At 74.2% G+C, this 24,929-nt stretch carries 25 protein-coding genes; 4 read left to right on the top strand and 21 right to left on the bottom strand.

Going from position 1 to position 24,929, the window contains the following annotated elements:
- Positions 1 to 80: 80 nt before the first annotated feature.
- From H1226_RS14885 to wrbA, 3 genes are all read right to left on the bottom strand, one after another.
- Entirely contained in the window at positions 81 to 695 is a 615-nt protein-coding gene (locus tag H1226_RS14885) for an alpha/beta hydrolase (protein ID WP_258341249.1), read from the bottom strand.
- Complete coding sequence (locus H1226_RS14890; RefSeq protein ID WP_224978087.1) at positions 692 to 1,657, bottom strand: ring-cleaving dioxygenase; 966 nt, start codon at positions 1,655 to 1,657, stop codon at positions 692 to 694. Before H1226_RS14890 ends, H1226_RS14885 begins: the two co-directional genes overlap by 4 nt.
- Before the next feature lie 138 nt (positions 1,658 to 1,795).
- The gene (gene wrbA, locus H1226_RS14895) at positions 1,796 to 2,407 is read right to left on the bottom strand and encodes an NAD(P)H:quinone oxidoreductase (RefSeq protein ID WP_258341250.1); all 612 of its coding nucleotides are present in this window, start codon (positions 2,405 to 2,407) and stop codon (positions 1,796 to 1,798) included.
- 202 nt (positions 2,408 to 2,609) lie between these two features.
- Here wrbA and H1226_RS14900 point away from each other — a divergent pair, with 202 nt between their 5' ends.
- Positions 2,610 to 3,104, top strand: coding sequence for a MarR family winged helix-turn-helix transcriptional regulator (locus tag H1226_RS14900; protein ID WP_224968444.1), 495 nt, complete (start codon positions 2,610 to 2,612; stop codon positions 3,102 to 3,104).
- On the opposite strand, the gene H1226_RS14905 is transcribed toward H1226_RS14900, so the two are convergent.
- Positions 3,101 to 3,619 (bottom strand): 2'-5' RNA ligase family protein, encoded by a 519-nt coding sequence (locus H1226_RS14905; protein WP_258341251.1) that lies wholly within the window; start codon positions 3,617 to 3,619, stop codon positions 3,101 to 3,103. The genes H1226_RS14900 and H1226_RS14905 overlap by 4 nt on opposite strands.
- Positions 3,620 to 3,795: 176 nt before the next feature.
- Between H1226_RS14905 and H1226_RS14910 the strand changes: the two genes are divergently transcribed.
- Positions 3,796 to 4,554 (top strand): TetR/AcrR family transcriptional regulator, encoded by a 759-nt coding sequence (locus H1226_RS14910; protein WP_258341252.1) that lies wholly within the window; start codon positions 3,796 to 3,798, stop codon positions 4,552 to 4,554.
- A 114-nt stretch (positions 4,555 to 4,668) separates the two neighbouring features.
- On the opposite strand, the gene H1226_RS14915 is transcribed toward H1226_RS14910, so the two are convergent.
- From H1226_RS14915 to H1226_RS14940, 6 genes are all read right to left on the bottom strand, one after another.
- Positions 4,669 to 5,685: an Acg family FMN-binding oxidoreductase gene (locus H1226_RS14915; RefSeq protein WP_224959147.1), complete on the bottom strand. Its 1,017-nt coding sequence runs from the start codon at positions 5,683 to 5,685 to the stop codon at positions 4,669 to 4,671.
- Positions 5,686 to 5,814: 129 nt separating this feature from the next.
- Positions 5,815 to 6,000 carry a hypothetical protein gene (locus H1226_RS14920; RefSeq protein WP_224959145.1) on the bottom strand — a complete coding sequence of 62 codons (186 nt, stop codon included), beginning with the start codon at positions 5,998 to 6,000 and terminating at the stop codon, positions 5,815 to 5,817.
- Between the two features lie 167 nt (positions 6,001 to 6,167).
- Positions 6,168 to 7,937, bottom strand: a complete 1,770-nt coding sequence (locus H1226_RS14925) for an acetyl/propionyl/methylcrotonyl-CoA carboxylase subunit alpha (protein ID WP_258341253.1) — start codon at positions 7,935 to 7,937, stop codon at positions 6,168 to 6,170.
- A 106-nt stretch (positions 7,938 to 8,043) separates the two neighbouring features.
- Positions 8,044 to 8,337 (bottom strand): acyl-CoA carboxylase subunit epsilon, encoded by a 294-nt coding sequence (locus H1226_RS14930; RefSeq protein WP_258341254.1) that lies wholly within the window; start codon positions 8,335 to 8,337, stop codon positions 8,044 to 8,046.
- Positions 8,338 to 8,347: 10 nt separating this feature from the next.
- On the bottom strand, positions 8,348 to 9,985 hold the full coding sequence (locus tag H1226_RS14935) for an acyl-CoA carboxylase subunit beta (protein ID WP_258341255.1): 1,638 nt from the start codon (positions 9,983 to 9,985) through the stop codon (positions 8,348 to 8,350).
- 231 nt (positions 9,986 to 10,216) lie between these two features.
- Positions 10,217 to 11,398 (bottom strand): TetR/AcrR family transcriptional regulator, encoded by a 1,182-nt coding sequence (locus H1226_RS14940; protein WP_258341256.1) that lies wholly within the window; start codon positions 11,396 to 11,398, stop codon positions 10,217 to 10,219.
- A gap of 193 nt (positions 11,399 to 11,591) precedes the next feature.
- On the opposite strand from H1226_RS14940, the gene H1226_RS14945 reads away from it, so the two are divergent.
- Positions 11,592 to 12,395, top strand: coding sequence for an enoyl-CoA hydratase-related protein (locus H1226_RS14945; RefSeq protein ID WP_258341257.1), 804 nt, complete (start codon positions 11,592 to 11,594; stop codon positions 12,393 to 12,395).
- A gap of 39 nt (positions 12,396 to 12,434) precedes the next feature.
- Here the strand turns inward: H1226_RS14945 and H1226_RS14950 are convergent, their stop codons facing one another.
- Positions 12,435 to 13,760: a hypothetical protein gene (locus H1226_RS14950; protein ID WP_258341258.1), complete on the bottom strand. Its 1,326-nt coding sequence runs from the start codon at positions 13,758 to 13,760 to the stop codon at positions 12,435 to 12,437.
- Positions 13,761 to 14,100: 340 nt separating this feature from the next.
- Between H1226_RS14950 and H1226_RS14955 the strand changes: the two genes are divergently transcribed.
- Positions 14,101 to 15,018, top strand: coding sequence for an oxygenase MpaB family protein (locus H1226_RS14955; RefSeq protein WP_224959135.1), 918 nt, complete (start codon positions 14,101 to 14,103; stop codon positions 15,016 to 15,018).
- 167 nt (positions 15,019 to 15,185) lie between these two features.
- On the opposite strand, the gene H1226_RS14960 is transcribed toward H1226_RS14955, so the two are convergent.
- From H1226_RS14960 to H1226_RS15005, 10 genes are all read right to left on the bottom strand, one after another.
- Positions 15,186 to 15,869 carry an SDR family NAD(P)-dependent oxidoreductase gene (locus tag H1226_RS14960; RefSeq protein WP_258341259.1) on the bottom strand — a complete coding sequence of 228 codons (684 nt, stop codon included), beginning with the start codon at positions 15,867 to 15,869 and terminating at the stop codon, positions 15,186 to 15,188.
- Between the two features lie 163 nt (positions 15,870 to 16,032).
- Positions 16,033 to 16,572 carry a VirB8/TrbF family protein gene (locus H1226_RS14965; RefSeq protein ID WP_258341260.1) on the bottom strand — a complete coding sequence of 180 codons (540 nt, stop codon included), beginning with the start codon at positions 16,570 to 16,572 and terminating at the stop codon, positions 16,033 to 16,035.
- A gap of 185 nt (positions 16,573 to 16,757) precedes the next feature.
- Positions 16,758 to 17,945 (bottom strand): MlaD family protein, encoded by a 1,188-nt coding sequence (locus tag H1226_RS14970; protein ID WP_258341261.1) that lies wholly within the window; start codon positions 17,943 to 17,945, stop codon positions 16,758 to 16,760.
- On the bottom strand, positions 17,942 to 18,985 hold the full coding sequence (locus tag H1226_RS14975; protein ID WP_258341262.1) for an MCE family protein: 1,044 nt from the start codon (positions 18,983 to 18,985) through the stop codon (positions 17,942 to 17,944). The genes H1226_RS14970 and H1226_RS14975 overlap by 4 nt, the downstream gene beginning before the upstream one ends.
- Positions 18,982 to 20,064 carry an MCE family protein gene (locus tag H1226_RS14980; protein WP_258341263.1) on the bottom strand — a complete coding sequence of 361 codons (1,083 nt, stop codon included), beginning with the start codon at positions 20,062 to 20,064 and terminating at the stop codon, positions 18,982 to 18,984. Before H1226_RS14980 ends, H1226_RS14975 begins: the two co-directional genes overlap by 4 nt.
- Positions 20,061 to 21,056 (bottom strand): MCE family protein, encoded by a 996-nt coding sequence (locus tag H1226_RS14985; RefSeq protein ID WP_258341264.1) that lies wholly within the window; start codon positions 21,054 to 21,056, stop codon positions 20,061 to 20,063. The genes H1226_RS14980 and H1226_RS14985 overlap by 4 nt, the downstream gene beginning before the upstream one ends.
- Positions 21,053 to 22,054: an MCE family protein gene (locus H1226_RS14990; RefSeq protein WP_258341265.1), complete on the bottom strand. Its 1,002-nt coding sequence runs from the start codon at positions 22,052 to 22,054 to the stop codon at positions 21,053 to 21,055. Before H1226_RS14990 ends, H1226_RS14985 begins: the two co-directional genes overlap by 4 nt.
- Positions 22,051 to 23,244: an MCE family protein gene (locus H1226_RS14995; protein ID WP_258341266.1), complete on the bottom strand. Its 1,194-nt coding sequence runs from the start codon at positions 23,242 to 23,244 to the stop codon at positions 22,051 to 22,053. The genes H1226_RS14990 and H1226_RS14995 overlap by 4 nt, the downstream gene beginning before the upstream one ends.
- Entirely contained in the window at positions 23,244 to 24,104 is an 861-nt protein-coding gene (locus H1226_RS15000; RefSeq protein WP_258341267.1) for an MlaE family ABC transporter permease, read from the bottom strand. Before H1226_RS15000 ends, H1226_RS14995 begins: the two co-directional genes overlap by 1 nt.
- On the bottom strand, positions 24,104 to 24,910 hold the full coding sequence (locus tag H1226_RS15005; protein ID WP_258341268.1) for an MlaE family ABC transporter permease: 807 nt from the start codon (positions 24,908 to 24,910) through the stop codon (positions 24,104 to 24,106). Before H1226_RS15005 ends, H1226_RS15000 begins: the two co-directional genes overlap by 1 nt.
- Positions 24,911 to 24,929 lie beyond the last annotated feature (19 nt).

The raw sequence follows: 24,929 nt of genomic DNA on the forward strand, positions 1-24,929 counted from the left end.
AGAGGCGGCCGGGCACGGGAAAGGCGGGCCGTCCGCCCCACCCGGCGAACGACCCGCCTTCCACCCTCCCCGACCCGATTTCAGGGGCGGGTGAGCCACTGCGCGGCGTCGCGCACGCCCGCCGCGGTGATCTGGTGCCCGCCAGGGTGCCAGGACGTCGTGATCTCCGCACCGCGAGCGGTCAGCGCCTCGACCAGCCCGTTCGCGGCGGCCAGCGGGGCCATCGGATCGGCCTGCCCGTTGCCGAGGAACACCCGGGTGCCGGTGAGGTCGTGCCGGGGCGCGTCCGGGACGGGCAGCATCGCGGCGAACAGCACCGCCTCGGTCAGCACCTCCGGGCGCAACAGGGCCACCGCGGCCGCGATGTTGGCGCCGTTGGAGAAGCCGACGGCGACGAGCCGCCTGCCGCGCCACCCGTAGGCGTCCACGGCCTCGGCGAGGAAGTCGGCGAGCTGGTGGGCGCGGGCCACGACGTCCTCGGTGTCGAACACGCCCTCCGCCAGCCGCCGGAACCAGCGGGCCGCGCCGCCCTCCGACACCGGCCCGGCGGGGGCGAGCACCGGAGACCGCGGGCTGAGCTGCTCGGCGAGCCCGCGCAGGTCACCGGGCGCGCCCCCGGTGCCGTGCAGCAGCACCAGCACGGGCGCGTCCGCGTCGCCGCCGGCGTGCTCGTGCGGCAGGGACAGCGCGGTCACCCCAGCACCTCCGGGTTGTTCTCGGCGGGCAGGTCCAGCTTCGGCAGCATGCGGTCGATGTCCTCGCGCTTCGGCTCCAGCCACGGCGGCAGCTTCAACGCGCGCCCCAGTTCCAGCAGGGGTTCGTCCGCGGTGAAGCCGGGTTCGTCGGTGGCGATCTCCAGCAGGGTGCCGCCGGGTTCGCGGAAGTAGAGGGAGCGGAAGTACTGCCGGTCCAGGATGGAGGTGACGTTCACCCCGTCGCCGACGAGCTCCTCCCGCCACGCGGCCTGCGTCGCCTCGTCCGGCGCCCGCCACGCCACGTGGTGCACCGCGCCCGCGGCGACCAGGCCCCGCGGGGCGTCCGGGGTGACCAGCACGTCGACGAAGGCGCCCGGCCCGCCGTCCCCGGCGGTGAACCGGAGGCGGTTCTGCTCCTGGGCGGCGAATTCGAGGCCGAGGCCGCGGAACATCTCGGCGGTCGCGTCCTCGTGGTCGACCGACAACGTCACCGAGTGCAGGCCGCGCACCCCGTGCTCGGCGGGCACGGTGCCGCCTTCCCACGGCGCGCGCGGATCGCCCTGCGGGTGCGCGACCAGGGACAGCGCCAGGCCGTCCGGGTCGCGGAAGGTCAGCGCCTCCTCGCCGTCGCGGCTGTGCACCCGGCTGGTCTCGACGCCCTGCTCGGCCAGGTGCCGCTGCCACCAGCCGATCGAGCCCTCCGGCACCGAGAACGACGTGGTGGTGGCCTGGCCGGTGCCGTGCCGCCCGCTGGGCGCGTCCTTCCACGGGAAGAACGTCAGCAGCGAACCGGGTTTGCCGGACTCGTCGCCGTAGTAGAGGTGGTAGGTGCCCGGGTCGTCGAAGTTGACCGTCGTCTTGACCAGGCGCAAGCCCAGCGTCCGCAGGTAGAAGTCCGCGTTGCGCTGCGGATCGCCCGCGATCGCCGTGACGTGGTGCAGCCCGCTCGTCGCGATGCTCATCGAAATCTCCACTGCTGGAAGGGAACCCGCGCGGGTGCGCGGGTGTCCGGCGGTCCTCCCGCCGAAGGCCCCCCGACCGGGAGGACCGCCGGAGCTTCCGCCGCCCGCAGGGCCACCGAAGCGGTCGGGCGGAAGCGGTCAGGCGCCGTTCTTGAGGCGCCGGGCGACCTCGACGACGCGGCGGGCCTGCACCCCGGCGGCGGTGCGGGTCTCGTCGTCCACCGGCAGCTGGCCCTGGGCGTCGACGTGGCTGGTGCCGTACGGGTTGCCGTCGACGAACTTGGAGCCGTCGGTGTAGCCGGGGCTCACGATGATGCCGCCGAAGTGGTGGATCGTGTTGTACAGCGCCAGCAGCGTGGACTCCTGGCCGCCGTGCTTGGTGGCGCTGGAGGTGAAGCCGCTGTAGACCTTGTCGGCCAGCAGGCCCTGCTGCCACTCGCCGCCGAGGGTGTCGATGAACTGCTTGAGCTGGGCGGCGATGTTGCCGTAGCGGGTGGGCGAACCGAAGATCACCGCGTCGGCCCACACCACGTCCTCGGCCGCGACCTCCGGCACCGACCGGGTGGCCTCGACGTTGGCGCGCCACGCGGGGTTCGCGTCGATGGCGGCGTCGGGGGCCAGCTCGGGCGCCTTGCGCAGGCGCACCTCGGCGCCGGCCTGCTCCGCCTCGGCGACCAGTGCGTTCGCGATCTCGTTGATCGTGCCGGTCGACGAGTAGTAGATGACGCTGAGCTTGACGGGGTCGGCCATGAACAACTCCTTCGCGGGGCCGGGCGTCGAACCCGGCCGGGGTTCTCGTTCGGGAGCTCCGCGGCTCCTCGGGGACGACGCTATCGAGATTTCCTCTTCCGCGCAAGATACTTTCCGGCGAAGCATCGGGGCGGTAGACTCGCTCCGGCGAACGGACCACCCGAGGGGAGAACAGGTGAGCGGCGGCAGCGCCACGAACGCGGTGCGGACGACGGAGAACGGAGGTGCGCGGGCCGACCCCGGCACCGACGACGACGAGATCGTCACCTGGTGGGGCCTGGTGATCGAGGGCTACCACCTCACCCAGGAACGCCTGATGAGCGAGATCGCCGACCGCTTCGGCCTCGCCCCCGGGTCCTTCGACATCCTGCTTCGCCTGGTGCGCTCCCCCGAGCACAAGATGCCGATGACCCGACTCGCCCGGGAAGCCGCGCTCAGCAGCGGTGGCTTCACCAAGGTCGCCGACCGGCTCGCCGCCGCCGACCTGATCGTGCGCGAACCCTGCGACACCGACCGCCGCGTCACCTACGCGGTGCTCACCGAGCACGGCCTCGACATGGCCGAACGCGCCCGCGAAGCCTGCGCCGAGATCCTGCGCCGCCGCGTCCTCGCCCCGCTCGGGCTGGACCGGTCCGAGGCGCTCGCCGAAGCGATGCGCACGCTGCGCGCCGCCAACGGCGAGGACGGGATCTACTAGCCGCGCAACGGCAACCGGGCCCGCAGCGACCAGGCGCCGTCGAATTCCACCAGCCACGCCTCGTCCAGCAGCGCGGGCGGCGGAAGAGCACCCGCCACGTGCTCGGCGATCTCCCGCGCCCGCTGCGGGGTCACGTCGAGCGCGATCGTGACGTGCGGATCAGGTTCGCCGTACCTGCCGTCGTAGGGGCGCAGGTCCCACCGCGCGGCGAGCTCCGCGGTCAGCTCGCGCAGCGGACCGTCCGGTTCGGGCCGCAACGGCACGAATCCCGCGTCGAGGTGGCGCTGCGCCACGTCCGCGGTGAACTCCACCCGCACCGGTGCGCGGCGCGCGACGAGCTCGGCCAGTTCGGCCAGCACCGCCTCGTCCACCTCCGGCAGGAACGGGTGCAGCACCGTGAGGTGCGCGGGCAACCCCGGCCGCACCGCGCCCGGGAACCGCTCGCCGACCGCGCGCAGCAGCGGATCCGCGACGGGAACGGGGAACAGGACGGCGGTGGCGCGGGCGGAAGGCATGGGTCCCTTATACCGCCCCGAGATCACCCAGTCCCGCGCACCGCCGGTCCCGCCGGGGATCGAGCACCCACCGCCCGGACGATGATCGACTCGTCCGCGGTTGGCTAGGCTGGGTGGCCGATCGGGCCCCGGCGCACGGCGGTCCGGAAGCACCCGGACGGCGAACAGGGGCGTGCATGGTGGTCAGGAAGCGGGATCCGGCGCGGACGCTGGCGCTGCTGTGGCGAGCGCCGGAGCACCGCTCCCGCAAACCCGGGCTCGGCGCCGACGAGATCGTGCGGGCCGGCATCGAGCTCGCCGATGCCGAAGGCCTCGCCGCGCTGTCGATGCGCGGCGTCGCCGAACGGCTCGGCGCGGGCACCATGTCGCTCTACACCTACGTGCCGAGCAAGGAAGACCTCATCGACGTCATGCTCGACACCGTCTACGGCGAGACCGAGCCGCCCGGCCCCGAGCTCACCGGCTGGCGCGCGAAGCTGGAGCACGTGGCGCGGCAGAACTGGAAACTGCACCGCAAGCACCCGTGGACGCTGGAGATCGGCACCGCCCGTCCCGTGCTCGGCCCGCAGGAGACCGCGAAGTACGAGCGCGAACTGCGCACCGTCGACGGCATCGGGCTCACCGAGGTCGAGATGGATTCGGTGCTGAGCCTCGTGCTCGGGCACGCGCGCACCGCCGCCCGCGGGGCCGCGGAAGCCGCCGACGCCGAACGGCGCACCGGCCTCACCGACGAGCAGTGGTGGCAGGCGCACGCCCCGCTGCTGGACCGGCTGATCGACCCGGAGCACTTCCCCACCGCGGCGAAGGTGGGCACCGCGGCGGGCTCGGCGCACGGCGCGGCGACGAACGCGGCGCACCGCTTCGAGTTCGGACTGGCCCGCGTGCTGGACGGCGTGGAAGTGCTCATCCGCTCCCGCGAGCGGTCCGGGAGCTGACGAGACGCCCGCTCACGCCGTTGTGGGCGGGACGTCCCACCGGGAGGGAACCACATCGCCGCCCTCCGGTCCACGGTTCGCGATCACCGCAGGGGTTCCCTCCGCGAACCGGCCTCACGGCGCGACCGCGGGCCGCGGCGCGGTGAGCAGGGTGTCCTCCGGGGCGCGGCGCGGGGTGGCCGGCACCGGGGTGCCGTAGCCGATCCGCAGCACCGCCTGCGGTTCCAGCGTTCCGCCGAGCAGCGCCCGCAGTTCCCCCCGGGTCTCCCGCACCTCGATCACCTGGGAGAGCATCGAGGCGGCCAGCCCGAGCGAGGTCGCGGTCAGCAGCAGCCGCTGCAACGCCTCCCCCGCCTCCAGGTCCGCCTGCCTGCCGCGGCCGTACGAGCACAGCACCAGCATCAGCGGGTCGTCCTCGAAGTCCTTGCCCGGCACCCGCGGCCGGTCCCGCCCACCGGAGTAGTCGCGCAGCACCCACTCGTCCTGCGGTTCCCGGGTCGGGCCCGCCGAGGCGGCCTGCACGCCTTCCGCCGCACCGTCCGGCAATCCCGTCCACGCCGCCATCTCCGCGCGGAACGCCTCGTCGCGCAGCTGCCGGTCGTGCGCCCGGCGCACCAGTCCGAGCAGCTCGGCGCGCTGCGGCCGGTCGACCACGTGCAGCCAGGAGTGCTCGGCGGACACCGAGCCGACCAGCGCGGTGCGGTGCGGCTTCGGCACCGGGGTGGCAAGGAACGGGCGCCGGTTGGTGCGGCGGGCGGTGATGGCGCGCAGCAGCGCGGACTGCTCGGCGCGCACCCGGACGGAACCGCCGCGCCGCACCTGGGCCAGCAGTTCCGGTTCCCGCTCGCTGGGCAGCAGGGTGACCAGCGGCCGAACCCCGACGTGCTCCAGCGCCAGCCGCAGGTCGTACAGCGCCGCCCCGCACCCCAGCCGCAGCTCCCGGTCCTCCGGGTCGGTGCCGGGCATCCGGCGGCTGAGGTCTGCGTGCAGCTCGATCACGTCCGCGGTCACCCGGAACAGCCACGGCTGCCGGTTGTGCAGCGACGGGGCCCGGCCGGCCAGCCGCACCACCTGCGCGACCTGCTCCGGTGCGAGCCCCAGCGCCGGCGGGAATGCGGGCACGCCGTCCATGACCTCGTCCTCCTGACCGCGGGAGCGGGAGCGATGCCCCGCGCGGTCCACGATGCAGGCCGGGCCGTCCCGCTGACATGGGCCAAAGTCCCGCATCGGGAGCAGCGCACCCGCCGCCGGAGCCCCGGCTCAGACCGGTTGCGGCAAGCGGCGGCCGGCGGGGCGGGTCGTGGCCTGGTAGCAGGGGCGGCACACCTCGCCGGTGGAGGTCATGGTGAGCTGCGGGGCGAGCAGCCGGAGGCCGTGCTCGGGGGTCTCCTGGCAGATGCCGTGGTGGCCGGCTTGGCGGCACAGGCAGGTGCACAACGCGTCCATCGTTCCTCCTAGGAGTGTCGGCTCCCGGCGCACGCACCGCCGCGACCACATCGTCGTCCACAGTGGAATCGCCGTCGGATCTCCCGCGGGCGCGGGACCGGCGACCCCGGTGCGAAGGCGCACCACCGGGCTCCCCGCCGGGCTCGCACCACCCGGCGGGGACCCGATCAGTCCTCGATCGTGCAGAGCACCGCGCCCTGCGACACCGAGTCGCCCGGCGCCGCGCTGAGCCCGGTGACCGTGCCGTCCTTGTGCGCGGTCACGGGGTTCTCCATCTTCATCGCCTCCAGCACGCCGATCAGCTCCCCGGCGGCGACCTGCGCGCCTTCTTCCACGGCGAGCTTGATCAGGGTGCCCTGCATGGGTGCGGTGACCGCGTTGCCGGAGACCGCCCCGCCCGCACCACCGGCGGCGCGCTTGCGGGGCTTCTTCTTCGCCGCCGCGGCCGGTGCGGCGCCGCCGCCCAGGTCGGCGGGCAGCGAGACCTCCACCCGGCGGCCGTCCACCTCGACGATCACCGTGCGGCGCGGCCCGGCCTCCTCCTCCGGCGGGACGGAGTCGTCGAACGGCGCGAGCCGGTTGTCGAACTCGGTCTCGATCCACCGGGTGTGCACGGTGAACGACTCCAGGCCGGTCTCGGCGACGTACGCCGGGTCGCGCAGCACGGCGCGGTGGAACGGGAGCACGGTGGCGATGCCCTCGACCTGCATCTCCTCCAGCACGCGGCGGGCCCGCGCGATGGCCTGCGGGCGGTCGGCGCCGGTGACGATCACCTTCGCCAGCAGCGAGTCGAACTGGCCGCCGATCACGCTGCCCGACTCCACGCCGGCGTCCACCCGCACCCCGGGTCCGGCGGGGGCGACGAACCGGGTGACGGTGCCCGGGGCGGGCAGGAAGTTGCGGCCCGGGTCCTCGCCGTTGATCCGGAACTCGATGGAGTGGCCGATCGGAGTGGGGTCGGCGTCCAGGTCGAGGTGCCCGCCCGCGGCGATGCGGAACTGCTCGTTCACCAGGTCCAGGCCGGTGGTCTCCTCCGAGACGGGGTGCTCGACCTGCAGCCGGGTGTTGACCTCCAGGAAGGAGATGGTGCCGTCGGCGCCGACGAGGAACTCGACGGTTCCGGCGCCGTGGTAGCCGGCCTGCGCGCAGATGGCGCGGGCGGCGGTGTGGATCTGCTCGCGCTGCGCGTCGCTGAGGAACGGGGCAGGCGCCTCCTCCACCAGCTTCTGGTGCCTGCGCTGCAGCGAGCAGTCCCGGGTGCCGACCACGATGACCTTGCCGTGCTGGTCGGCGAGCACCTGGGCCTCGACGTGCCGCGGCCGGTCCAGGTAGCGCTCCACGAAGCACTCGCCGCGGCCGAAGGCCGACACGGCCTCGCGCACCGCGGAGTCGAACAGCTCGGGGATCTCCTCCAGCGTGCGGGCGACCTTGAGGCCGCGGCCGCCACCGCCGAACGCGGCCTTGATGGCCACGGGCAGCCCGTGCTCCCGGGCGAAGGCGACGACCTCGTCGGCGTCGGCGACCGGGTCCTCGGTGCCGGGCACCAGCGGCGCCCCGGCGGCCAGCGCGATCTTGCGGGCGGTGACCTTGTCGCCGAGGTCGCGGATCGCCTGCGGCGTCGGGCCGATCCACACCAGCCCGGCGTCCAGCACGGCCTGCGCGAAGTCGGCGTTCTCGGACAGGAAGCCGTAGCCCGGGTGCACCGCGTCCGCCCCGGCGCGGGTCGCCGCGGAGATCACCTTCTGGAAGTCCAGGTACGACTCGGCGGCGGTGGTGCCGCCCAGCGCGAACGCCTCGTCGGCGAGGCGGACGAACACCGCGTCGGCGTCCGGTTCGGCGTACACGGCCACCGAGGCGATGCCGGCGTCCCGGCACGCCCGCACCACTCGCACCGCGATCTCGCCGCGGTTGGCCACCAGAACCTTCTTCAACCCCATGGTGTTCACACCATCCCTGTACGCAGTGGTCGTGTCCCGGCGGGTCCCGGTGCGGGAACCGGCCGGTCGTTCTTCGGGGCGCGCGCGGCGCCGGGTGCGGCGCGCATCAGCGCGGCCGCGTGGAGTAGCGCCACGCCCCTTCGCCGGGACGCGGGGCGCCCTGCGCCGGGCCGAACCGCAGCCGGTCCGCGCGGGACGCCCAGTACGACACGGGCCCGCGCGGTTCCGCGGCCGGTGCGGCGGCGTCGAGCGCGGTGATCGTCGCGGTCAGCGCGGCCAGCTCGGTGTCGGTGGGGCTGCCGCGCACGACGCGCAGCAGCGGTCGCGGCAGCGCCCCGGTGCCGTCGTCCTCGCCGGTCAGCACGTCGAGCCGCGGCGCGTTCTCGTCCGGACTGCTCATCGCGGCTCCTTCACAGCGGGATGTTGCCGTGCTTCTTGGCGGGCAGGGACTCGCGCTTGTCCGCCAGCATCCGCAGCGACCGGGCCAGGTAGCCGCGGGTGTGCGAGGGCGGGATCACCGAGTCCACGTAGCCGCGTTCGGCCGCCACGTAGGGGTTGCACAGGGCGTCCTCGTACTCCTGCTGGAGCTGGGCGCGCAGCGCCTCGACGTCCTCGCCGCGCTCGGCGGCCTCCTTCAGCCTGCGCCGGTAGAGGATGTTCGCCGCGCCCTGGGCGCCCATCACCGCGATCTGCGCGGTCGGCCAGGCCAGGTTGATGTCCGCGCCGAGGTGCTTGGAACCCATCACGTCGTAGGCGCCGCCGTAGGCCTTGCGGATGATCACGGTGACGAGCGGGACGGTCGCCTCGGCGTAGGCGTAGAGCAGCTTCGCGCCGCGCCGGATGATGCCGTTCCACTCCTGGTCCGTGCCGGGCAGGAACCCGGGCACGTCCACGAAGGTCAGCACCGGCACGTTGAACGCGTCGCAGGTGCGCACGAACCGCGCGGCCTTCTCGCTGGCGTCGATGTCGAGGGTGCCCGCCATCTGGGTGGGCTGATTGGCCACGACGCCGACGCTGCGCCCTTCGACGCGGCCGAAGCCGACGACGATGTTCGGCGCGAACAGCGCGGAGACCTCCAGGAACTCGCCGTCGTCGAGGACGCGGGTGAGCACTTCCTTGACGTCGTAGGGCTGGTTCGGCGAATCCGGCACCAGCGCGTCGAGTTCGAGGTCGGACTCCCCCACCCCGTCGGCGATGGACCCGGCCTCGGCGTCCGCGTCGAACGCGGGCGGGTCGGAGAGGTTGTTCGACGGCAGGAACGACAGCAGTTCCTTGACGTAGTCGACCGCGTCCTGCTCGTCGGAGGCCAGGTAGTGCGCGTTGCCGGAGCGGGAGTTGTGCGTGCGGGCGCCGCCGAGCTCTTCGAAGCTGACCTCTTCCCCGGTCACCGTCTTGATCACGTCGGGCCCGGTGATGAACATGTGCGAGGTCTGGTCGACCATCACGGTGAAGTCGGTGATCGCCGGGGAGTAGACCGCTCCGCCCGCGCACGGTCCGACGACCAGCGAGATCTGCGGGATGACGCCGGAGGCGTGGGTGTTGCGCTTGAAGATCTCCGCGTAGAGCCCCAGCGCGGCCACGCCCTCCTGGATCCGGGCGCCGCCGGAGTCGTTGATGCCGACCAGCGGGCAGCCGGTCTTGAGCGCCAGGTCCATCACCTTGACGATCTTCTCGCCGAACACCTCGCCGAGGGAGCCGCCGAACACGGTGAAGTCCTGCGAGAACAGGCAGATCTTGCGCCCGTCGACGGTGCCGTAGCCGGTGACGACGCCGTCGCCGTAGGGCCGGTCGGCGTCCAGGCCGAAGTTGGTGGAGCGGTGCCGGGCGTGCTCGTCGAGTTCCACGAACGAACCGGGGTCGAGCAGCAGGTCGATGCGCTCGCGGGCGGTGAGCTTGCCCTTGGCGTGCTGGCGTTCGACGGCCCGGTCGGAACCCGCGTGCACCGCCTCGTGGTTGCGCCGGTACAGGTCCGCCAGCCGGCCGGCGGTGGTGTGGATGTCCGGCTCCTCCGCGGGCGGGACGCCCACCGGTTCCGTCGCGCTGCTCATCGCTCCTGCGACCGCCATTCCTCGCTCGTGGACGATTCCGCGGCCGTGCGCGCCGATCCGGCGGGCGGACCGCGTCGGCACGACCGGAACCCGGGCTGACCCGGGTTCCCCGAGCGGAGGCTAATCCGCGGACGTCCGGCGAGTCAACCGAGAAGTGAGCAGGCCCTACCCGGCGCCGGGCCGGGAAAGCGCTGGTTCACGACCACCACGGTCCGGAGAAGTGAACAGCCGCTAGTGGGGCTCCGAGCCGCTGGTGAACATCAGCGCGGCGCCGACCCGGCGCACCGCCTCCGGGGCGCGGACGGTGCCGGTGCGGGCCATGTCGTTGGCCAGCGTCAACGTGGCCTGCACCAGGACCCGCGCGGTGGCCGCGTCCAGCTCCGGGCGCACCTCGCGCAGCAGCGCCACCCACTCGGTCACGTACTCGTGCTGGGTCTGCCGCGCCCGGTGCCGCTCGTGGTCGGGCAGGTGCCCGACCTCGCCGACGAGGATGTCGATGAACCCGCCGTGGTCGAGGGCGAAGGTGATGTAGGACCACAGCAGCGCGCGCAGCGCCTCGGCCGCGTCGGGCCGGCGCACCAGGGTCCGGCCGAGGTCGATCTCCAGCCACGCCGAGCCGCGGGTGATCACCGCGTCGAGCAGCTCCTGCTTGCTGGCGAAGTGGTTGTAGACGCTGGGCCCGGCGATGCCGACCTCGGCGCCGATCTCCTCGGTGGTCACGGCCGCGTAGCCGCGTTCGGCGAACAGCCGGGTCGCCGCGGACAGGAGCTGACGCCGCCGGGACGAACCGCCGCGCTGCAGCAGCAGCGCATCCGCGTCCGGAATGGCCGCCCCGCGCCCGGACAGCAGCGGCGGCAGCCCGGCGACGGTGACGATCACGTCCCGCAGCAGCGCCTCGAACTGGGCCCGCGGCAGCTCCACGCGGTGGTACGACGGGCTGGTCAACGCGCTGAACAGGCACCAGCCGCGGAACCGCGCGTCCTCCTCGGCCAGGTCGGGCCGCCAGGAGCGGGCGAGGTCGGCGAGGCCGCCCGCGACGACCCGCAGCTGGTCCTTGAGCTCGTCGCGGTCCTCCGCGGGCAGGTGCCGGGCCTCCCGCTGCCACAGCACCCCGAGCTCGCGGTGGTCCAGCGCGGTCGCGGCCAGTTCCCGCACCACCGCGTCCAGGTCGTCGGAGCGTGCCCCCAGCACCCGCTCGAACGGGTGCAGGTGGTCGAGCACGACCCGGTGCAGCAGCAGCTGCTTGCCCTTGAAGTGGCGGTACAGCGCGGACGGGCCGACCCCGACGGCCTCCGCGATGTCGCTGACGCCGACCCGCGCGTAGCCCTGCTCGTAGAACAGGCGGGAGGCGGCGGCGATGATGAGCTCCCGCCGGTTCCGCGGCCGGGTCCCACCCGGCTTCGTCTCGGCCACTGGCCCGACCTCCCGGCACGCTCGTCCCGGCGCGTTCGCGCCGCGTTCCCGGCACAGGATAGGCCGGGCGCCGCCGAGCACCGGTCCTCCCGCACGCGGCCGCGCATCCGCTACGGTCAGCGCTGACCGCGAAGAGTGGATCACGGCCGGGCGAGCGCGGCCGATCCGACCTCAGCCTCGGAGGAGGCCCGGCATGACCGGCAGCACCGGGATCCGCACCAGCACCGGCGACGGCGTGCGCACCGTCCACTTCACCCGGCCGGAGCAGCGCAACGCGATGGACGGCGCGATGTTCACCGCCTACTACACCGCGCTCGCCGAAGCCGACGACGACCCGGAGGTGCGGGCGATCGTGGTCACCGGCGACGGCGACTGGTTCTGCAGCGGCGCCGCGCCGGACGCCCTGCACCTGCTGGCCGGGGACGACGCGCCCGACCTGGAGACCGCGCTCGGACATCCGCCGCACCTGCCGATGACGCTGCGGAAACCGCTGATCGCGGCGGTGAACGGCGGCGCCGCCGGGCTCGGGCTCGCGCAGGCGCTGTTCGCCGACGTGCGGTTCCTGGCCGAGGGCGCGCGGCTGTCCACCGCGTTCAGCAGGCTCGGCCTGATCGGCGAGTACGGCACCGCCTGGCTGCTGCCCCGGCTCGTCGGCGTGGGCGCCGCGATGGACCTGCTGCTGTCCGCCCGCAAGATCGACGCGGCGGAGGCGGCGGCGCTCGGCCTGGCGCAGCACGTGCTGCCGCGGGCCGAGGTGCTGCCCGCCGCCCAGGAGTACGCCCGCGGGCTCGCCGCGCACTGCTCACCGCGGTCGATGGCGATCATCAAGCAGCAGGTGTGGCGCGGGCTCGACCTCGACGGACCGCGGGCCGTCGCCGAATCGGTGCGGCTGATGGGCGAATCGCTGCGGGCACCCGACTTCCAGGCCGCCGTGCAGCGCCTCGGGCAGCGCGGACCGGTCGGCTTCCCGCCGCTGCCGCCGAACCGATCGGCGTGAGCGGCGCCGCCCGCGGAACTGCTCCGCGCGGCGCCGGATTCACCCGGAACCACCACTCCCGCGGCGTGCCTCGAACCAGGCGCGCACCTCGGCCGGAAGCCGGTCCCCCACCCCGGGTTCCGGGTCGTAGCAGGCGGCGTAGGCCTCCGCGAACCATTCCTTCGGGGTCGAGAACTGGTAGTTGGACAGCGCGTGCGCGCGGCGCTGCGCCGTCGAGTAGCTGACCCAGTCGTCGTACTGGTCCACGTGGTAAGTGCGCCCCTCGACGTCGAGGACGGTCGCGCCGCCGTCGTCGAGGGACCAGGGCTGCGCGAGGGCGAGCCGGACGAACCGCAGCGCCAGGTCCCGGCGCCGCTCGAACTCCGGCGGCGCCAAGAGCGCCTTGAACCGCTCGAAGTACGCGTGCAGCCGGTCCCCGTTCTCGCGCACCTCCGGCGTGCGGATCAACGCGGAGAGCGTGCTCACGGCGGCCGCCTGCCGCAGCCCGCCGAGTACGTCGAGGAGATCGGCCTTCCGCAGCGCCGCCCTCGCGACCTCGCCGTCCGCGTCGCCGCCGTGGACCCGCCAGCCGCCGAAGCGCTCCTGGGCGGCGAGCTCGACCGACCACTCGACCATCGCGTCGACGGAGTGGCCCACCTCGTGGCGGACGGTCCACTCCAGCAGGTTCCCGTGGGCCAGCTCGTCCGAGACGCCGGCCATGACGTGCCGCCGCCCCGGGCGGATCCCGAGCCGGTGGTCCTGGCGCAGGCCGACGCCGCTCATCCCGCTCAACGCCCCGTGGTCCATCAGGCGGCGCTGCCAGTGGGAACCCCGGTTGAGCCGCGCGTACAACCAGCCGGGTGCGCGGATCCCCCCGGCGAGGATCGGGCGCACGATGCCGATGGTGCGCTCGTCCTCGTCGTAGGCGCTGGCGCGCGCGCCGCCCGGGTCCGGTTCGATGGCGACGAGCTGCTCGTTCGGACCCAGGTCTTCGCTCGGCAGGGTGGCCAGCGCCGTGACGATCCGGTCCAGCTCGGCGTGGGTGAAGTGCCCCCGGTCGCCGGGAGGCGGCCCGATCCGGATGCCGTACTCCTCGCTCAGCCGCCGCTCGCGCTCCTCGACGCCGTCCCGCCCGGCTCGCTCCGGTGCGGCGCCGTGGCCCGCTGCCGCGGCGTTCTCGGTGCGTTCCGCGGCGCCGGTTCCGGTCCGTTGCACGGCCTCGCCCCGGGAACGCCGCACCCAGTCGGCCGCCGCCGCGTTGCCGAGCGTGCGCTGGAGCGCGACCAGGCGGGCCTGCCGCGGACCGCCGTCGAGTTCGGGCGCCGCCGATCGGTGCACGACCGCGCCCGGCTCCCGCCCGGCGGGTGCACGTTCGTGGTGTCGCACGGCCACCTCCCCCAGCGCGCGGAGCCACCCGGCTCCCGACGAGTCTCCGCCGCTCGCGAGCGGGGTCGCAAGGTCGTCGCGGGCCCGCTCACCTGCCCGGGAGGGCACCGCGGGCTGCCCGGACGGCCCCGTGCGGGCGTTCGGGACGGCCCCGGCGCGGGCGGTTCGAGACGGCCCCGGCGCGGACGTCCGGGACCGGCCCCTGCTGCGACCTCGGCGCCGCGGGCCGATCTCCCGATCCCGCCGCCGCGACCGCAGTAGCCTCCGTCATACCCGGCGGGCCCGTCTCGTTGCACCCGTCGAGGGCTCGGCCGGAACCGGCCCGCAGAGGAGGTTGGCAATGGCACGCACCTGGTTGCGGCGCATCGCGGAACTGGACCCGGTCACCGACCACCAGGAGATCTACAAGATCTCGGCGGGATGCGAGTTCCCCTTCGACTACCAGCGGGCGCTGGAGTTCGCCCTGTTCCGGACGTACTGCGTGCCGAGCATCTCGGCGCTGCTGGCCGCGACCGGCGAGTTCGAGAAGCGGCCGCAGCAGCGCTACGACGACACCGCGCTGCTGATGACCGAGATCGCCGAGCACGGCTACGACTCCGAACGCGGCAAGCAAGCGCTGCGGGTGATCAACCGGGCGCACGGGCGGTACGTGATCTCCAACGACGACATGCTCTACGTGCTGTCGACGTTCGTCTACGACCCGGTGGACTGGATCGACCGGTTCGGCTGGCGGCCGCTGCACCCGCACGAGCGGGACGCGGCGTTCCACTACTTCCTGGCCGTCGGCAAGCGGATGGGCATCAAGGACATCCCGCCGACCTTCGCCGAGTTCCGCCGGTTCAAGGACGAGTACGAGCGGGAGCACTTCCGCTACTCGGACACCAACCACGCCGTGGGCCGCTACACGATGGACCTGTTCTGCTCGTGGTTCCCGAAGCCGCTGCGGCCCGCGGTCGGGCTGGGGGTGCGGGCGCTGCTGGACGAACCGATGCTCACCGCGTTCGGCTTCCGCGCCGCACCGGCGTGGGTCGGGGCGGCGGCGCGCGGTGGGCTGAAGGCGCGGTCGGCGGTGGTGCGGCTGCTGCCGGAGCGGCGGATCTCGAAGCTGACGCAGGACCCGAAGAGCCGCACCTACCCGAACTACCCGCACGGCTACACGCCCGAGGACCTCGGCGCGCCCCCGCCGCCGAGCGACCTCGACCCGAAGTGGCTCCGCCGCGGGTGCCCGTTCCCGGCACCGAGTGAGAAGACCAGCTGACCGCGGCCGGTCATGATCCGCGCGGGCGCACCCGCGCCCGGACGCGCGGCCCCGTCCCGAACAGGGGCGAGGTATCCGACGACCGGTGGTGACCGAGCGGCTGCCCGGACCGGATACCTCGACCGCGACTCGCGGAGCCGGGACGGGGGTCGCAGCCCCGACGACGTTCAGGACTGGAGGCCGACGAGCGGGGCGGTCCTCCGCCAGAGGCGATCGATGAGCGCGTCGTCGTGGACCTGCGGGTTCGTCTGCCGCGGTGTGGCGAGCTTCTGCTGGGAGTAGAAGCGGCCGGGTTGCCAGTCGATCCCCGGGGCGCCGGCGAGGAAGTGGGCGAGGTTCGATCCCCCCTTCTCCGGCGAGATCAGGGCGAGCCGGGACAAGGGGGTCCGGTACATCAGCCGGGTCATGATGTTGTTGTTCTCGGCACCGAAGGCGGTCCGCACGTTACCCGGGTCGAACGAGACGGCGTTGATCCCGGCGTCGCGGTAGCGGGCGTGCAGCCCCTGGGCGAACAGGATGTTCGCGAGCTTCGCATCGCCGTACGCCCGCATCGGGGTGTAGGTCCTCTCGTGGTTCAGGTCATCGACGTCGACTCGACCCACGAGCCTGGCCGAGACGCTCGAGGTGTTGACCACGACACCGTCCCCGGCCTGCAACCGGTCCAGCAGCAGGTGCGTGAGCAGGAACGGCGCGAGCAGGTTGACCTGGAAGGTCTTCTCGTTGCCGTCGACGGTCACGGTGCGTTCGCCGAAGATGGCGCCCGCGTTGTTCGCGAGGGCGTCGATGCGGTCGAACGCACCCCGGATCTCCGACCCGAGACGTCGCACCATGAGCGCCGTCCGCCTCTTCACCGCGACGACCGTCCCCCACTCCACGCCCGCCTAGCCGAGATCCGCTGCCACCCCCACGTCGCGTCCGGCGTGGCGGCCGGGTCCAACCGGCGCCCTCTCGACCCGGCCGGAACGCCGGCGCTCCGAGCGGAGCGGGACCCGCACGTGCACTCCGCGGTACCGGTCAGATCAGCTGGACGTCGTCGATGAGCCACTGGTCCCCTGAGTGCACCAGCGTCAGCCGCATCCGGGTGCGGTCGACCCGCGGTTCGGGGCTGTTGGTGTTGGTGATCGTCTGGTCGACGAACAGCAGCAGCACCGCGCGGTCCGCGCTCGATTCGGCCACGCCCGCGTGCAGCACCTCGCCCTTCGAGGTGGCCTGGTACTGCTGGATGAGTTGGGTGAGCCCGTCGCTGACCTCCTGGTACTGCCGCGCGAACGCGGGCGAGGAGTGCTGCGCGACGCGGTCGAAGTTCCCGGCCAGGTCCTGGTGGTCGTAGGTGGTCAGCGCCAGCGCGTACTCGCGGCCCGCGGCGAGCGCGCCGGCGCGGGCGGCGTCCTCAGTGGCGCGCCGGTGCAGCAGCCAGCCGGTGGTGGCGAGGCCGCCGAGCAGCAGGACGACCGCGGCGGCGAGGACCGCCCGGCCGCCGGGCCGCCGTCGCCGCGCGGGTTCCGGGGTGCCGCTCGCCGCACCGGCCGCGGTGGTGTCCGCAGTGGACTCCACGATCGGCTCCGCAGCCGATTCCCCAGCCGATTCCCCAGCCGATTCCCCAGCCGATTCCACGGCAGGCTCCGCGCCGGAGCCCGCAGCCGATTCCGCGGTGGATTCCGCAGTGGACTCCACGACGGGCTCCGCGCTGTGCCCCCGCATCCGTCCGGTCCCGTTCTGGCCGGTCGCCGTCTCGCCGCTCATCGCACTCCCTGGAACATGATCGAGGACCACGGCCGTGGTCCCAGCACCCCGCCGCCCGCGCTCGGCTCCGCGGCGGCGGGAGCACCCGGTGCCGGGTGCCGCACCGGCTCGGCGGCCGGTGTCCGGGGGCGCGGCGCGCTGTCGGCGCCGCGCTGTTCGAGGCCCGGCCCCGGCGCGCAGCTCCAGTCGAGCCGCGGTGCGCGCGGGGCGGTGTCGGTCGGGGGACGCCGTTCGGTGCCGTAGTAGCAGGCGGGCCCCTGGGCGGCGACGAGGTAGAAGTCGGCGACGTCGCCGTGCACGATGCTCGCCAGGTCGGACAGCCCCCGCGGCAGCGCGGTCATCGTCTCGCGCAGCGCGGGAACGTGGGTGCCGAGCACTTCCCCGGTGGCGATCAGGTTGCCGAGCAGCGCGCCCGCGTCCCGCTCGCCGCGCGCGAGCAGGTCGGCCGCGGCCCGGGTTGTGCCGGGCGCGGTCTCGGCGAGGTGGCGCAGCGCCGGTTCCTGCGCGCGCGCCTGGTCGGCCAGCTCCCGCACCGAGGCCGCGAGCTCGGGCAGCCCGTCGGCCTGGTCCAGCAGTGCGGGCCCCTGCTCGGCGAGGTTCGCCAGCTGCGGTTCCCGTTCCACCGCGAGCCGGGTGAGGTCGCGGGTGCCGTCCAGGATGCGCCGCAGCTGCGGGGCGGTGCCGTCGAGCTCGGCGGCGGCCTCGGACAGCACCCGCACGTCGTGCGGGTCGATGCTCTCGGCGAGGTCGGTGGCGCGCACCAGCAGGGTCTCCAGCGGCAGCGGGGTGCTGGTGCGCTCGGCGCCGATCACGTCGCCGTCGCGCAGGTACGGCGGGGCGCCGGTGCCGGGCCGCAGGTCGAGGTGCTGCACGGCCATCGGGGTGTCCATGCTGATCCGCGCGGTGGTGTCCGCCGGGACGCGGCTGCCCGGATCCAGCAGCAGCCGCAGCGTGACGCCGTCGCCGCCGGGGTCGATCCGGACGGACTCGACGGTGCCGGTGCGCACGCCGCGGTAGGTCACCTGGGAGGTGGCGGCGAGGCCCGCCGCGTCCGGCATCCGCACCGCCACCCGCACGGGCGTGCCGAGGGCGCGCGGGCCGAGCGCGGTGTCGAGCACGAACGCGGCGCAGCCGAGCCCGATGACGAGGAACAGGACGAGCTGGATCAGCACGGCGCGGCTCATCGGGTGCCTCCGGTCAGCAGGTCGGCGGCGGATCCGGGCGGTACGAGCGCCGGCCCGGGCACCGGTGGCGGCCGCCCGGTCAGCAGCGGCAGCAGGCTGCCGGAGACGTCGAGGGTGCCGTCCAGGTTCAGGTAGTCGCCGGGGATGGCGCTGCCCAGCCGCTGCTGGAACGTGCGCAGCGAGGTGAGCGTGTCGGCGAGGTCGCCGTTGAACCCGGCCAGCGAGTCCAGCACCGGCCGCAGCGCGTCGAGCTGCGCGGCGAACGCGGGCCCGGCTTCGCGCACGATGCCGTCGCCGCTGCGGCCGAGTTCGGTGACGCCGGTGAGCAGCCGGTCGAACCGCTCCCGCTGCCCCAGCAGCACGTCCACGGCCGGGGTGAGGTCGTGCAGCGCGGCCTCCAGCAGCGGGGTGTGCGCCGCGGTCTCGGTGGAGAGCCGGTGCAGCGAGTCGATGGCGGTGTCGAACTCCGCGCGGTGCGAGTCCACTTCGGACAGCAGTGCGTCCAGCCGGTGCAGCAGGTCCCGCACCTGCGCTTCGCGCCCGCCGAGCGCGGTGTCGAGCTCGGTGACGATGGTGCGGGCTTGGTCGAGACCGCTGCCGCCGAGCACGGTGCCGAGGGCGGCGAGGGTGTTCTCCAGGTCCGGGCCGCGGGCGGTGCGGTCCAGCGGGATGGTGTCCCCGTCGGCGAGCAGCTCGGCGGTGGCCGGTCGCACGGGCGGTTCCAGCACGACGAACTGCTCGCCGAGCGCCGAGGTCAGCTCCAGCCGGGCCGCGGTGTCCGCGGGCAGCCGCAGCCCCGGCCGCAGCCGCAGCACCGCGACCGCGGTGAAGTCCCGCGTGGACAGTCCCTGGACCTGCCCGACGGTGTCCTGCCCGATCCGCACCGCCCCGCCGACGGGCAGGTCGGAGACGTCGTCGAACACCGCGGAGATCCGGGTTCCGCCGGTGCCGCCGATCGGCAGCTCGTGCAGGCTCAGCCCGCAGGAACTCGTCAGCAGCGCGGCACCCAGCAGCAGCGGCAGCAGCTTGGCCGTGCTCATCGGCCACCTCCGGGCAGGGCGTGCAGCGGGTCCAGCTCCGGCGGGAACGGGATCGGGTTGACCAGGCCGGGCGCGGAGCACAGCGGCACCGGGATCCGCTCGCACAACCGGGCGGTGGCCGGGAACTGGTCGAGGGAGGTGGAGATGTTCAGCCGGATGCGCAGCCGCTCGTCATCGGTGATGGCGCGGCTGAAGTTGCCGAACACCAGCGGCAGCTGGGTGAGCAGTTCGGCGAGCTGCTCGCGCTGCGCGGCGACCTGGCCGGTGGTGCCCGCGAGGTCGTGGACGCTGCCGGTGAGGTCCTCGCCGTGCTCGCGGACCAGCGCGTCGGCTTCGGCGAGCGCGCGGGTCAGTCTGCCGATGGTCTCGTCGAGGTGCAGCCGTTCGGCGTCGTAGTCCGCACCCGCCTGCCGCACCCCGGCCGCCAGGGATTCCACTGTGGACCGATGCACGGACAGCGCGCGCACCAGCGAATCCAGGTTCCCGATCAGCGCCCCGATCCGCTCCCCGTCCCCCGCCAGCACCCCGGTGGCCCCGGCGAGCCGGTCGATCGCGGTGCGCAGCTTCGGCCCGTTGCCGTCGGCCGCGGTCGCCGCCCGGTGCAGCAGTGCACCGAGGTCGCCCTGCTCGTCGAGCCCGTCCGGACCGAGTGCGGTGAGCACGGTGTCCAGCGACGACATCAGTTCGTCCCAGCGGATCGGCGCGTGCGCGCGTGCGGCGGGGATCACGCCGCCGTCGGCGAGCCGGGGCCCGCCGGTGTACCCGGGTCCGAGTTCGACGAACCGGTCGCTGATCAGCTGCGGGCTCAGCACGTAGGCGTGCGCGTCGGCGGGCACCGGCACGTCCGGGCGGATCCGCATCCGCACCCGCACCACCGGCCCGCGCGGCGACACCTCCGCCACGAGTCCGACCGGCACGCCCAGCACCTGCACCGCGCTGCCCGGGTAGATGCCGTCGACGGTGGCGAAGTCGGCGGACACGACGCGCACCGGTTCGGGCCGCAGCAGCGCGTACCAGCCGCCGACCAGCAGCAGCGCGGCGGTGCAGCCGAGGGCGATCGCGCGGGTCGTCCGGCTCATCGGCACCCCTCCAGCAGTCCGGCCAGGCACAGCAGGTTGTCCGGCAGCGGCCCGGCGGGCCCGGACACGTCGCCCCAGCTGCCGTTGCCGGTGGCGTTGGCCAGCGATCTCCCGGCGGGACCGAGGGTGGCGATGGTGGTGGCGATGGCCTGCTCGTCGCGGTGCAGCGCGGCGGTGATCTCCCGCAGGTCGCCCAGCAGCGGCCCGAGCTTGGCGGAGTTCGCGCCGAGGAACTCGTCGAGCCGGGCGCTGAGCGCGTCCACGTCGTCGATGAGCCGCAGCACCACGTCCCGGCGTTCGGTGAGGGTGCGCACGACCAGGTCGGCGTCGCCGAGCAGCCGCACCAGCACGTCCTGCTGGCGCACCAGCGCGTCGGTGGTGCCGCGCGCGCCATCGAGGAGCGCGTCGAGCTGCTCGTCGTGCCGGTCGACGAGCGCCGCGGCCCCGGCGATCCCGTCCAGCGCGCGGCCCACCAGCTCCGGGTCGTCGGGCATCGCCTCGCCCGCGGTGCGCATCATCTCGCGCAGCGCACCCAGGTCCAGCTCCTCGGCGGTGCCGGTGGCGGCGGCGCCGAGTTCGTCGAGGCTGTACGGCACCCGGGTGCGGTCGAGCGGGATCACCGCCCCGGCGTCGAGCCGCCCCGCGCCGGCCGGTTCGACGGCCAGGTAGCGGGCGCCCATCACGGTCGCCAGCCGCACCGAGGCGGAGGTGGCGGTGCCGAGCCGCTGCCCCGCGTCCAGCCTAAACACCACCCGCACCCGGTCTCCGGCGAGCTCCAGCCCGGTGACCCGGCCGGCGGGCACCCCGGCCACGTGCACCTGGGCGTCGGCTAGCCCGGCGGCGTTGGCGAATTCGGCGGTGTACTCCCGGGTCCGCCACAGGAACGACAGCTGCGGCACCGCGATCACGCCGCCCAGCACGAGCAGCAGCACCAGGATGCCCGCCCCGCCGGTGACGAGCGGGTCGTCCCGCCACGCCGATCGCCGCCTCATCGGCACACCTCCGAGTGCGGGCCGCCGCCGAGGTCGACCTGCGCCCCGGCGACCGACAACCGCAGGTTGCAGACGTAGATGTTGACCCAGCTGCCGTGGTCCAGCGTCCGGTTCAACCGGGTCACCAGCTCCGGCAGCCCCTGCACGGCGGTGTCGAACCGGTGCTGCTCGGCGACCCAGCCGCGGGACAGCTCGCCGAGCGCGTCCACGTCGCGGGTCAGCCCCGGGGTGATCCGGTCCATCGAGCCGCGCACCGAGTTCGCCAGTGCCCCGCCCGCGTCGAGGGCTCCGGCGATGCGCTCCCGGTCCGCGGCGACCGCCGAGGTCAGGTCGCCGAGCCTGCCGATGAGCGCGTGCAGCTCGGCGCGGTGTTCACCGGTGGTGCGCAGCACCGCGTTCAGGTTGCCCAGCACCTCGCCGATGACCTGGTCGCGTTCGGCGAGCCCGGAAGTCACCGACACCACCCGCTCCAGCAGCGCGGTGAGGGTGCCGGCTTCGCCTTGGAACACCGCGATCAGCTCGTGCGCGAGGCGGTTGGCCTGCTGCGGGTCCAGTGCGTCGAACAGCGGCCGGAATCCGTTCATCAGCGCGGTGAGCTCCAAGGCGGGGCGGGTCCGTTGCAGCGGGATCGTGGCGCCCGCGGGGAGTTCCGGCCCGCCGCGCGCGGTGGAGTCGAGGGCCAGGTACCGGCCGCCGAGCAGGTCGGCGTAGCGGACGGCGGCGCGGGTGTCGGCGGGCAGCGGCTGCTCGGCGAGGACGTCGAAGTCCACCACGGCGGTCCCGTCCCGCAGCCGCACGCCGGTGACGGCGCCGACGCGGACCCCGGCGATGCGGATCTCGCTGCCCTGCCGGACGCCTTGGACGTCGGTGAACTCGGCGCGGTAGGCGCGGGTGGCGCCGTCCAGCGGGTGGTTCAGCGTGTTGACCACCAGCACGGCGCAGAGCACGGCGACCAGGACGAAGGCGGTGAACTTGGCGGCGGTGGCGGCGAGCCTCATGGCAGCACCACCTGCGTGCCGCGCAGCACCGGGCCGGCCAGCAGGCCGACCAGCTCCGGCCCACCGTCCGATGTGGACTCGACGGGGAACGCCTCCCGCAGCGCGGCCTTCTCCGCGGCGGATCCGACCGGGCCGACCGCTCCCCCGGCCGCGGACGGTGGCGGGCAGTCCGGCCCGTCCAGCCCCGGGTAGCGCGGGCAGTCCGCCGCGTCGTAGGGGTGCGGGTCGTCCAGCGTCACCGGCGCGCGGATCTGGAAGCGCCCGTCGACGAAGGTGCGGCTCGCGTTCGCGGTGAACTCCCGCAGCTCGTGCAGCGTCGCGGTGATCCCGGCCGCGTTCCCGCCGAGCACCGCCGAGACCGGTTCCGCGGTGCGCACCACCTGCACGGCGCGCGCCCCGTTCTCGTCCAGGAACCGCTGCGACCGCTCGGTGAGCTCGGTTCCCGCGTCGAGCAGCTCGGTCAGGTTCTCCCGCTGCGCCACCACCGCCCGGGACAGCGCCACCGCGTCGTCGACGGTGGCCAGCAGGTCCGGGGCCGCGTCCGCGAGCTGGTCGGCGAGCCCCGCGACCTCACCGATCCGGCCGGCGGTGCGGGCCGGGTCGATCCGCCCGGTCAGCTCGTGCAGCCCGTCGATCGTCTCACCGAGCTCGGCGCCGCGACCGCGCAGCGCATCCGCCACGGTCCCCAGCGCCACCTGCAGCTCGGCGGGCCGCAGTGAGTCCAGCAGCGCGAACATCCGGGTGTAGGCCGCGTAGATGCGCACCGCCTCCGGCCCCGCGTCGGCTTCGACCCGGTCGCCCGCCGCCAGCCGGGGCCCGGTGGCGTCCGGCGCGGCGAGCTCCACGTACTGGTCGCCGAACAGCGTCTTCGGCAGCACCCGCACCCGCACCGCGGCCGGGACTGCGGCGAGCGCGGCGGGATCCATCCGCAGCACCAGCCGCGCACCGGCGGCGTCCGGCACCACCTCGGCGAGCTCGCCGACCACCACCCCGCGGTAGCGCACCGCGGACCCCTCCCGCACCGGTCCGGCCGCGGCGGGCACGCTCGCGTGCACCAGCGGCGCCTGCCGGAACGCCCCCGCACCGCCGAGGACCGCGAGCACCGCCGCGCCCAGCACCAGCAGCACCCCGCCGAGACCGCGCACCGCCAGCGCGCTCCGGCTCACCCCGCCGCGGGACAGGTCCACCATCAGCGCACCCCCAGCGCGGGCAGGCTGGGGCTCAGCCCCCAGAACAGCAGGGTCAGCACCATGTCGGTGAAGGTGATCGCCACGATGCTCGCCCGCAGCGCCCGCCCGGCGGCGCGGCCGACGCCTTCCGGGCCTCCGGTGGCGTAGTAGCCGTAGAAGCAGTGCACCAGCGTCACCACCATCGCGAACACCACCGCCTTCGCCAGCGACAGCGCCACGTCCGACGGGCTCAGCAGCAGCTGGAAGTAGAAGTCGTAGGTGCCCCCGGACTGCCCCTGCACCACGACCACCGCGACCCGGGTCGCGAGGTAGGAGGCGAACAGGCCCACCAGGTACAGCGGGACCACCGAGATGAACGCCGCCGCCATCCGGGTGCTGACCAGGAACGGCAGCGAGCGCACCGCCATCGACTCCAGCGCGTCGATCTCGTCGGAGATCCGCATCGCGCCGAGCTGCGCGGTGAACCCGGTGCCGACCTTCGCCGCCAGCGCCACGCCCGCGACCAGCGGCGCCAGCTCCCGGGTGTTCACCATCGCCGACATCAGCCCGGACATCGGCGTCAGGCCGATCAGGTCGAGCCCCCGGTAGCCCTCCAGCCCCACCTGGGTGCTGGCCACGAAGGACATCGCGAAGATCACGCCGATAGTGCCGCCCCCGGCGAACAGCGAGGCCGAGCCGAAGCTGATCTCCGCGACCTGCCGCGCCACGTGCCTGCGGTAGTGCACCAGCACCCGCGGCACCGCCAGCACGGCCCGGACGTGGAAGGTGGCCTGCACCCCGAACGCGACCAGCAGGTCGCCCAGCCCGCGCCACCGCCGGGCGGAACCGCGCCGCACCGCGCGGGCCGGCGGACCGGCCATCAGAACTCGCCCTTCGGCGGGAGCAGCAGCGGGTGCAGCTCGGTGAGCACCGTGTTCGCCACGAACACCAGCACGAACGCCATCACCACGGCCTCGTTCACCGCGTCGCCGAGCCCGCTGGGGCCGCCGCGGGCGGTGAGCCCCTTGAACGCCGACACCAGCGCGGCCAGCACCGCGAACACCCCGGCCTTCACCTCGGCGACCAGGAACCCGCCCGGGTCGGCGTAGGCGGTCAGCGTCGCGAGGAAACCGCCGGAGGAACCGCCCAGCAGCACGTGCACGAACAGCGTCGCGCCGATCCCGACGGCCATCACCACGCCGTTGAGCAACACCGTCACCACGACCGCGGCGAGCACCCTGGGCACCACCAGCCGTTCCACTGTGGACAGACCCATGACCTCCATGGCCTCGGTCTCCTCGCGCAGCTTGCGCGAACCCAGGTCGGCGCAGATCGCCGAACCGCCCACCCCGGAGATCATCAACGCGCACACCAGCGGCGCGGCCTGGCCCACCACCACGAACGCGACCACCGCTCCCGCGTAACCCTCGGCGCCGAGCTGCCCGGCCAGCGAACCGATGTTCACCGCCACCAGCACGCCCAGCGGGATCGTCATCAGCACCGCGGGCAGCGCGCTCACCGCGGCCAGGAACCAGCACTGCTCCAGGCATTCCCGCCAGGCCAGCCGCCGGCCCAGCACCGCCCGCACCCCGGCGCGCGCGGTTCGCGCGGCGAACACCACCAGCAGTCCCGCCTGCGCGGCCGCGTCCGCGACCGGTCCCCGGGCGGGCGGTGTCTCCAGGGCCATCGTCGGCTCCCTCCGCAGT

The organism is Saccharopolyspora gregorii (assembly GCF_024734405.1).
Taxonomy (GTDB): Bacteria; Actinomycetota; Actinomycetes; order Mycobacteriales; family Pseudonocardiaceae; genus Saccharopolyspora_C; species Saccharopolyspora_C gregorii.